This is a genomic window from Polaromonas sp. P1_E3, from assembly GCF_056405935.1.
The window spans coordinates 1-512 of record NZ_JBFUBD010000868.1; the positions used below are offsets into that span (position 1 = coordinate 1).

Below are 512 nucleotides of genomic sequence, written 5' to 3' on the forward strand. Positions count from 1 at the left end.
AGTCGTGGCTCTATTCTCCCGCCAAACAACAACTACACCGCCACCACCGCCATGCTGAACGTCATCGCGATTTCCATTGGAGCTTCAGTCGGCGCGCTGGCACGCTGGGGCCTCGGCCTGTGGCTGACACCCGGCGGCCTCATTCCCTGGGGCACGCTGGCGGCCAACCTCATCGGCGGCTACCTGATTGGTATCTGCATTGCCGGCTTCCAGTCCATGCCGCAGCTGGACCCGGTGTGGCGGCTGGCGCTGGTGACCGGGTTCCTGGGCGGGCTCACCACGTTTTCCTCGTTTTCGGCCGAAGTGGTGGTTTTCCTGATGGAAGCGCGCTACGGGCTGGCCGCGCTCACGGCCACCGCGCACGTGCTGGGATCGCTGTTGATGACGGTGGCCGGCCTCAAAACTGCTATGTTTTTTATAGCTGTTACCGCTCGCTGATAGCCGATTCCGGCTACTTTTTATCCCAGAAAAATACGGCAAGCACATGGGGCTTGCCTTCCCTTGTGCAAGCG

Annotated in this window: 1 protein-coding gene; it reads left to right on the forward strand. The window is 61.5% G+C overall.

Features of this window, described 5'->3' with window-relative positions:
- The first annotated feature begins 51 nt into the window (after positions 1-51).
- On the forward strand, positions 52-438 hold the full coding sequence (gene crcB, locus AC1D0Z_RS24040; protein ID WP_477660610.1) for a fluoride efflux transporter CrcB: 387 nt from the start codon (positions 52-54) through the stop codon (positions 436-438).
- Positions 439-512 lie beyond the last annotated feature (74 nt).

Excerpts from the sequence above, each read along its gene's own strand:
- crcB (WP_477660610.1), top strand. The coding sequence starts at position 52 with ATGCTGAACGTCATCGCGATTTCCATTGGAGCTTCAGTCGGCGCGCTG.